The organism is Limnohabitans sp. G3-2 (assembly GCF_002778275.1).
Classification (GTDB): Bacteria; Pseudomonadota; Gammaproteobacteria; order Burkholderiales; family Burkholderiaceae_C; genus Limnohabitans_A.
The window spans coordinates 1-1,175 of sequence record NZ_NESG01000020.1; the positions used below are offsets into that span (position 1 = coordinate 1).

Annotated in this window: 1 protein-coding gene; it reads left to right on the forward strand. The window is 58.3% G+C overall.

Annotation, left to right across the window (positions count from 1 at the left end; genetic code table 11):
• Positions 1-1,175 (forward strand): elongation factor Tu (tuf, locus tag B9Z31_RS15285; protein WP_100120415.1); only part of this gene is annotated, 1,175 nt, incomplete at both ends.

Genomic DNA, 1,175 nt, shown 5'->3' on the forward strand with positions numbered 1-1,175 from the left:
AAATTCGAACGGACCAAACCCCACGTGAACGTGGGCACCATCGGTCACGTTGACCACGGCAAGACCACCCTGACTGCCGCCATCACCACCGTGTTGGCTGCCAAGTTCGGCGGTGCTGCCAAAGCGTACGACCAGATCGACGCTGCGCCCGAAGAGAAGGCCCGTGGTATCACGATCAACACCGCTCACGTTGAGTACGAAACAGAAAACCGCCACTACGCGCACGTGGACTGCCCTGGCCACGCTGACTATGTGAAGAACATGATCACGGGTGCTGCCCAGATGGACGGCGCTATTTTGGTTTGTTCCGCTGCTGACGGCCCGATGCCTCAGACCCGTGAGCACATCTTGTTGGCCCGTCAGGTGGGCGTGCCTTACATCATCGTGTTCTTGAACAAGTGCGACATGGTGGACGACGCTGAGTTGTTGGAACTGGTCGAGATGGAAGTGCGCGAGTTGTTGTCCAAGTACGACTTCCCAGGCGACGACACACCGATCGTGCAAGGTTCCGCCAAGCTGGCGCTGGAAGGCGACAAGGGTCCTCTGGGCGAGCAAGCCATCATGAAGCTGGCCGAAGCTTTGGACACTTACATCCCTACGCCTGACCGCGCAGTGGACGGTGCATTCCTGATGCCCGTGGAAGACGTGTTCTCCATCTCCGGTCGCGGCACTGTGGTGACTGGCCGTATCGAGCGCGGTATTGTCAAAGTCGGCGAAGAAATCGAAATCGTGGGCATCAAAGACACGGTCAAGACCACTTGCACAGGCGTTGAGATGTTCCGCAAGCTGCTGGACCAAGGTCAAGCGGGCGACAACGTGGGTATCTTGCTGCGCGGCACCAAGCGCGAAGACGTCGAGCGCGGCCAAGTGCTGTGCAAGCCCGGCTCGATCAAGCCACACACCCACTTCACGGGCGAGATCTATGTCTTGTCCAAAGACGAAGGTGGCCGTCACACGCCTTTCTTCAACAACTACCGTCCTCAGTTCTACTTCCGTACGACGGACGTGACAGGCGCGATCGAATTGCCAGAAGGCAAAGAGATGGTGATGCCGGGTGACAACGTGTCGATCACTGTGAAGTTGATCAACCCCATTGCGATGGAAGAAGGCTTGCGCTTCGCTATCCGCGAAGGTGGCCGCACGGTTGGCGCTGGCGTTGTTGCCAAGATCATCGC